At 46.4% G+C, this 7,262-nt stretch carries 6 protein-coding genes; 2 read left to right on the forward strand and 4 right to left on the reverse strand.

Annotated features, from left to right (window positions below; genetic code table 11):
• Positions 1-263: 263 nt before the first annotated feature.
• The gene (rnt, locus tag RM811_RS01495; protein ID WP_402520086.1) at positions 264-863 is read right to left on the reverse strand and encodes a ribonuclease T; all 600 of its coding nucleotides are present in this window, start codon (positions 861-863) and stop codon (positions 264-266) included.
• 20 nt (positions 864-883) lie between these two features.
• Complete coding sequence (gene pyrC / locus RM811_RS01500) at positions 884-1,948, reverse strand: dihydroorotase (RefSeq protein WP_402520076.1); 1,065 nt, start codon at positions 1,946-1,948, stop codon at positions 884-886.
• A gap of 308 nt (positions 1,949-2,256) precedes the next feature.
• Here pyrC and RM811_RS01505 point away from each other — a divergent pair, with 308 nt between their 5' ends.
• Both RM811_RS01505 and RM811_RS01510 read left to right on the forward strand, forming a co-directional pair.
• Positions 2,257-3,471, forward strand: coding sequence for an argininosuccinate synthase (locus tag RM811_RS01505; RefSeq protein ID WP_402520078.1), 1,215 nt, complete (start codon positions 2,257-2,259; stop codon positions 3,469-3,471).
• A gap of 414 nt (positions 3,472-3,885) precedes the next feature.
• The gene (locus tag RM811_RS01510; protein ID WP_402520080.1) at positions 3,886-5,283 is read left to right on the forward strand and encodes a protein kinase domain-containing protein; all 1,398 of its coding nucleotides are present in this window, start codon (positions 3,886-3,888) and stop codon (positions 5,281-5,283) included.
• Here the strand turns inward: RM811_RS01510 and mltC are convergent.
• On the reverse strand, positions 5,278-6,417 hold the full coding sequence (gene mltC / locus RM811_RS01515) for a membrane-bound lytic murein transglycosylase MltC (protein WP_402520082.1): 1,140 nt from the start codon (positions 6,415-6,417) through the stop codon (positions 5,278-5,280). The genes RM811_RS01510 and mltC overlap by 6 nt on opposite strands.
• A 296-nt stretch (positions 6,418-6,713) precedes the next feature.
• A partial coding sequence (locus RM811_RS01520) for a hypothetical protein (protein WP_402520084.1) occupies positions 6,714-7,262 on the reverse strand: 549 nt, incomplete at its 5' end.

Consider the following 7,262-nt stretch of genomic DNA (forward strand, 5'->3'; position numbering starts at 1 on the left):
GCTGAACTATAGTTTGCCAGTACTTTTTGAGCAGTTACGACTTGCCCTGTTAAGATGAAAGCAAGACTGCCCTGTTAAGATGAAATTCAGGTCATCATCGAGCCTGACCTACAGGGTCAGTCCATTGACGTTTACCGCCTATATGCAAGTCCTAAACACAATCATTACTTTGAAAACAGAGAAATGATTGTATTATTGCGACCAAAAGACCCGCACAGGGCAAGGCTTGTTGCGTTCGTTGCATTTTTTTTCAACTGTCAAGACTACAGCCAGCCACCAAGGTCTTTCCACCGATTAACAATGGTACAAAACAGATCTGCGGTTTTTTCAGTATCGTACCGGGCTGAGTGCGCTTCTGATTTGTCAAAATCAATATCCGCTTCAGCACAGGCTTTGGCCAGAACGGTCTGGCCATAAGCAAGCCCTCCCAGAGTCGCCGTATCAAAGCAGGAAAACGGGTGAAACGGGTTACGCTTTGCATCGCATCGTGCAGCCGCGGCCATCACAAAATTCAGGTCGAAAGCGGCATTATGGCCCACCAGAACCGCGCGACTGCATCCCTGGCTTTTTACCGCTTTGCGAACTGAACGAAAAATGTTGTTGATGGCATCTTCTTCATCATGGGCGATACGCAGCGGATGAAAGGGATCAATACCAATAAAGTCAATGGCCGCCTTCTCAATGTTGGCGCCGGCAAACGGTTTGATATGGTATGACTCTGAATGTCCCGGATGGAGAAAACCACTTTCATCCATCTCAATAACGGTGATCGCAATTTCCAGAAGTGCGTCAGTGGCGGCATTAAAGCCGCCGGTTTCCACATCGATCACCACGGGCAGAAAGCTCCGGAATCGGCTGGCCATGGAGTGGCTGTCATCGGCCCTCAAAGGCGTCTCCTACTCTTGTTATGAAAAGTTTTGAGGCGCCAGGTTATGGTTTCACCGGCTCTCAGGGGTTTCACCCGGTTATCACCGAATGCAATGGATTCTGGCATCGTCCAGTCTTCTTTCACCAGGGTAATGATGTCCTGGTTTCTGGGCAGGCCATAAAAATCAGGGCCATTAAAACTGGCAAAGGCTTCCAGTTTATCCAGAGCGCCCATATTCTCAAAGGCCTCTGCATAAAGTTCAATGGCTGCCGGTGCGGTATAACAGCCTGCACAGCCACAGGATGACTCTTTTGCGCCAACGGCGTGTGGAGCCGAGTCAGTACCCAGAAATAAACGACGATTGCCGCTTACAGCAGCGTCAAGCAATGCCTGCTGATGCCGGTTCCGCTTGAGAATCGGCAGACAATAATAATGGGGTTTGATGCCGCCAACCAGCATATGGTTGCGATTATACAACAAATGGTGGGCAGTAATGGTAGCGCCCAGGTTTTCTCCACCCTCGCTGATGAACTGAGCGGCATCTGCTGTTGTGATGTGCTCCAGAATAATTTTCAGCGTTGGGAAACGTTCTACGAGTTTGATCAGGTGGCGGTCAATAAATACTTTTTCACGGTCGAAGATGTCAATGTCAGCATCCGTGACCTCTCCATGCACCAGTAAAGGCAGGCCGCATTCGGCCATTGCCTCAAGAGCGTCATAGATATTCTCAGGATTGGTAACACCCGAGTCAGAGTTGGTGGTCGCGCCCGCTGGATATAGCTTGAGAGCAATGACATCACCACGGCTATGAGCGGTAAGAACGGTTTCCCGGGTTGTTTTATCCGTCAGATACAGCGTCATCAAAGGTTGAAAAACTGAGTTTTCAGGTATCTGGTCGGTAATACGGGCTTTGTACTGACTGGCCAGTTCGGCGTCAGTTACTGGTGGTACCAGGTTGGGCATAATGATGGCCCGGCCAAAGCTTCTGGCGGTTGAGGCGACTGTTTCGCTCAGAACATTGCCATCACGAAGGTGAAGGTGCCAGTCATCGGGGCGGGTAATGGTTAGAATTTGGCTCATTTTGGACGGTACCTGTTCCGGTTATATGATCGAACCGGATGGGCATCCTAGCGAAAAAAAGCAAATTTTGATAGTGGGTGCCCGATAAATTATGCATAAAACGGGTAGGTATAATCCGTAGGCCAGGGCTTTTGGTGTTATGATCCATACACTTTATCAGTAGTGTTCTTACGTTTGGCATCATTAATACGCAAGGTATCTTGGCGAAAGCTACTAAATGAATTATTATCCACAAAATAAGAATATTTATTCCTGTCCTGTTCCTGTCCTGTTCCTGTCCTGTAGCTGTGTGTAGTTGGAGTTGAGCGATGAAAAAGATTAAAAAAGTAGTTCTGGCCTATTCCGGAGGTCTTGATACTTCAGTCATTGCAAAGTGGCTGGAAGATACCTACGAATGTGAAGTAGTTACTTTTACTGCTGACCTGGGACAGGGCGAAGAAGTAGAACCAGCCAGGGTCAAGGCGGAAGCCCTTGGGATTAAAGAGATCTATATTGATGACCTGCGCGAAGAGTTTGTCCGTGATTTTGTCTTCCCCATGTTTCGTGCCAATACCGTTTACGAAGGTGAGTACCTGCTGGGTACCTCCATTGCCAGGCCATTGATTTCCAAACGTTTGATTGAGATTGCCAATGAAACCGGAGCAGATGCTATTTCTCACGGTGCTACCGGCAAAGGGAATGATCAGGTGCGCTTCGAGCTGGGTGCTTATGCGTTGAAACCCGGTGTTCAGATTATTGCGCCCTGGCGTGAGTGGGATCTGAATTCCCGGGAAAAGCTGCTGGCCTACTGTGATGAACATGGTATTGAAGTGGAACGTAAGAAAGGAAAATCGCCTTATTCTATGGATGCTAACCTGCTGCACATTTCTTATGAGGGAGGCATTCTGGAAGATCCATGGGCTGAGGCTGAGGAAGATATGTGGCGCTGGTCCGTTTCTCCGGAAACCGCCCCTGATGTTCCCACTTATCTGAATCTGACTTATCGCAAAGGTGATATTGTTGCCATTGATGGTGAGGAGATGTCTCCGGCTCAGGTACTGTCTTCTCTGAACAGCATTGGTGGAGAAAACGGCATTGGTCGTCTGGATATTGTTGAGAATCGCTATGTTGGTATGAAGGCCCGGGGCTGTTATGAAACGCCTGGAGGCACCATTATGCTGAAGGCACACCGTGCCATTGAATCAATCACGCTGGACAGGGAAGTGGCACACCTGAAAGATGAGTTGATGCCAAAGTACGCCAAGCTGATTTATAACGGCTACTGGTGGTCGCCTGAGCGTGAAATGCTCCAGAAAATGATCGATGAGAGTCAGGGTCCGGTGAATGGTGAGGTTCGTCTCAAACTCTATAAGGGTAGTGTAGCTGTGGTTGGCAGACGCTCAGAAGATTCACTGTTTGATGAAAATATTGCTACCTTTGAAGACGATGCCGGAGCATACAATCAGGGCGATGCAGAAGGGTTTATTAAATTGAACGCCCTTCGGTTAAGAATTGCTGCCAATAAGGGCCGTAAACTGAGTTAACCAATAAAGCCCTGCCTATTGTACAGGGCTTTATTGGTCTGATGAGGGTTTGATCTGGAGAAAAACTCAATCCGCAAATAACCTTGAACTTTTCCGATAAAAGCGGGTCTTAAAAAAACAGATAGCCGGGAGGGATGACTCCTGACGACGCAGAGTTCCTGATATGGTTTGCCAGTTCCGGGCATCGGTGCAGTATTAGCGGACAAAAAGGCTATGTTGTGCTTAAGGGTTGAAAGCGATTTATGGCATAATCGTACGAATTAAATGACTTACTGAAGTACAAGAAAGGCCTGAAAATGAGCATTTTAGTCTCTTATCAGCCTAATAGTGTTGTTTATAATGACCAGAACCAACAGCTAATATGGAACCATATTGCGTTCAACCTTTAAGCACAACATAGCCGGACAACAAGGTATGAATAAAGCGGATTTTCCATTAAAGGGTATAGATCAGTTAACCGCTAATTCCAGCTCTGGTGTTAACAGTCGGCACCCTGCCAGAAATTCCAAATCATTTCTTAATGCCATCTGGAGAGGTGTTGCCGGGGGAGTTAGAAGAGTCAGTGGGGCGGTTACCTCTATTAACCTGAACAGAGGTGAAAATATCTCTGAGTTTGGGCCTCCTGCAGTCACTTACAAAAAGGGTAATGGGTTTGCTGGAAAGGTGACATCTGTTGACAATGGGGCTGATGTAAAAGCTCAGAGTGACTCGGAAAATGTGTCCTGCAGAAAGCACCCTCCATTGAAAGGAACGTTTTCTTTTCATGATAATATCCATATCGGCGTAGGCATCTCCACTGACAATCGGTGCGTTGTTGAAGTTAGAGATCGAAGGACAGACAATTTCTATGTGGCGAAACCCATAAAGGGAGGTCATTCAAAAGACAGGGAGATTAAATTCCTGAAAAAGATTAAAGAAGATAATAATAGGTACATAGCAAATATAATAGTTGTCACTGATGACCATATCATTATGGAAGATGGCGGTACAAACCTGAAAAAAATTATTGAGGATGAAGGCACGCCTGATACAGAAAGTATCGGGAAATATATTACCCATCTCATTAAAGGCCTGTGTTACTTATTAGAGAAAGGGATTATCCATGGTGATATCAAACCCGATAACCTGCTAATCCGGAATGAACAACTGAAAATTTGTGATTTTGGTATTGCCAGAGAGCAGGGTGAGAATTACAAGGGAATGTCCCCTGTCAGTTACACTCCCCTTGAGTGTTTAAAAAGCGGAGAATCAGAAAATATTGATATATGGTCAGCAGGTTGCGTACTGTACTTTTTGACCACGGGGGAAAAACTGTTTCCTGCCGACTTTATATTGGATTCAGGTCATCGGTTAAAAGTGACAGATCAAAAAATGGAAGAACGTATCAAAGAGGCATCACATACCATCGAAAAAGCGTTGGGCGAAGATGCGAAAGACTTGTTTGGAGAAATGATAGCATTAAAATCCGGTGGCAGAATCTCCCCGGGAGAGGCCTTGCAGCACCGATACATCAAAGCCGCGGAGCAGAAGCCGGTTAAGTACCGATCTGCAAAGATTTCGTCACAGGGGGACGTTATTACTGCCGTTGAAACGGGTAGATATATTCGCGCGGGTAGATATATTCGCGGAAGGTCGATAAGTAGCCGGCAACATGGATACATCAAAGTCTCAGCGCTGGAGCTGGAGCTGGCTGGTTTCCGGCCTGCAAAGGTTTCGACACCGGGAAGTGCTTTTGACAACCCGGAATATATGACCCTGAGTAGATTGTTGAGCTCCAGATCCTATGCTGCTTCAGAATACGTAAACCTATAACGTCCTGTTGTAAAAATCCTTTTGCGCTGAAGATACTTTTTCCAGATATCGTCTGCTCTCACTTCTTGGGTGTCTTTGTGTCAGAGCCCAATACACCTGGTTCGGTTCAAGGTTATTTATTTTTTGAACTGCCCTGTCACGGTTGCGGTCAAAGGTGGCAAATACATTACCGGCACCCCCGTTATAGGCGGAAATAATCGTGTATTTTCGTGAGCGTGGGTCTTTAATATTTTTCAGATAATGGTTTTCCAGCAGGGACAAATAAGCCGTTCCGGTATCGATATTATTGTGTGGCTGGAACAGCCAGTTTTTGCTGGGTTGTCCAGGCATATTTTTTACTTTGTCAAAAACATCACGACCCGCCGTTTTCGGTATAATCTGCATCAGGCCATAAGCATTGGATGAGCTGACTGCATAGGGATTAAAGCTGCTTTCAGTTCGAATAACGGCATAGATAAGGCTCTCTTCAACGTCGTAGATTCGGGCATACTTTTGCACCAGGCTGGCATATTGATACTGTCGCTTCGACAGGTGGTCATCAACCAGATCAAAATCCACGGCATAGGCTCGTCCCTTGGGCGTATTGCGTGTTGTCAGCTGCTGTTGAATCATGTGGTCGGCATATTTCAGGGCGCGCCACTCCCAGCGAATGGGCTGGTTTTCCTGGTCAAGAACCTGGCCATAGAGCATGGGTTTTTCGCCAACGGGAACATCCCGGGCACTGAACAGGTCAACCTGGTCTGGTGCATAGGGTGTCAGCAAGATAGCGGCGATAGCTTTTCTCAGGTCTGAACGATCTAACGTTTCCACGTGTACCTTACCCGATTCAAAGTCCACAAAAACCCGGGTTCGGTAGTGATTGGTATATTTAACATACTCTTTACTGCTGGCCTTTTTTTCATCACCCCAGGTGACTCGGGCCTCTTTGAGTAAAATACGAACCAGCGCTTCAAAGGCAATAACATCCTTTTCCAGGTCCATACCAACGGAGAATACGTCTCCTGCGGGGCCTAGTTCTTTCAGGGCTGCTTTGGTCACATAATTCGCTGCGTAGCTGGAAGCCTGATCAGTTGAGCAGCTGGTAATCAGGGGGAATAATGCAGTCAGTAGAATGAGATTGGGCAGGCGGGGCATGATGGCATCCATGTCATTTGATAGTAAGACCACTGAACCAATTTACCACTGGATGATGCTGAAGAGGAATAAGCGATAGTATCCATGCAGCTATCATTATCCGGCACAGCGGCATGGCGTAGGTTGGGTCGAGCGGAGCGAGCCCCAACAAATCTCGCCCCCATAAACAGGCGTTAAATATTGACAGTCTGAATTGCCGGTGCCGTTTTTTTTGCGGATAGTTTTTTGCGGCTGAGGGTTTGTGTTGGGGCTCGCATTCGCTCGACCCAACCTACGTCACTGAGAAGGTGAGTACATTAGCTTACAATCATCATTTTTTTGAAATCGGATAAGGTTAATTCGGTAAAACCTGACTCATTAGCATACTCAAATGCACCTTCATTATTACCACCAAGAATTGCACACATGTAAGGTTCGCTATCGTACCCAAGTGAACCAAATCTAGAGAGGATTTCATCGCAAATATCATAAAGTTCAGGATACTCAGTGTGATCAACCCCTTCCATAAAGATAAGCTCACCGATGTCTGAAACCAGACTTTTGTATTTTTCCGGGACCGTCAGATTGCTTTGTTTGATAAGCTGATTTACCTTATCTGCACAGGCATCACCATAAACCTCTTGCAATTTTTCAGAATAACACTCGCACCACATTCCACTACCAGAGATGTAGGTGCAAACACTATTGCCAGTGTTAGCGTGAATAAACTCTTTATAGGTGGTGCACTCTTCTATCAGGGTGCGATTTGTTGCTATTGGATGTGATGAGCAGTCATAACCAACATCAATGATGTCAGTGTCAAAGAAGGTGTTTTTAGACCACGAGTTGTACGCCCAGAATACAAA

This window comes from Endozoicomonas sp. (assembly GCF_031844845.1).
Lineage (GTDB): Bacteria > Pseudomonadota > Gammaproteobacteria > Pseudomonadales > Endozoicomonadaceae > Endozoicomonas.

Excerpts from the sequence above, each read along its gene's own strand:
- RM811_RS01505 (WP_402520078.1), top strand. The coding sequence starts at position 2,257 with ATGAAAAAGATTAAAAAAGTAGTTCTGGCCTATTCCGGAGGTCTTGAT.
- pyrC (WP_402520076.1), bottom strand. The coding sequence starts at position 1,948 with ATGAGCCAAATTCTAACCATTACCCGCCCCGATGACTGGCACCTTCAC.
- rnt (WP_402520086.1), bottom strand. The coding sequence starts at position 863 with ATGGCCAGCCGATTCCGGAGCTTTCTGCCCGTGGTGATCGATGTGGAA.
- mltC (WP_402520082.1), bottom strand. The coding sequence starts at position 6,417 with ATGCCCCGCCTGCCCAATCTCATTCTACTGACTGCATTATTCCCCCTG.
- RM811_RS01510 (WP_402520080.1), top strand. The coding sequence starts at position 3,886 with ATGAATAAAGCGGATTTTCCATTAAAGGGTATAGATCAGTTAACCGCT.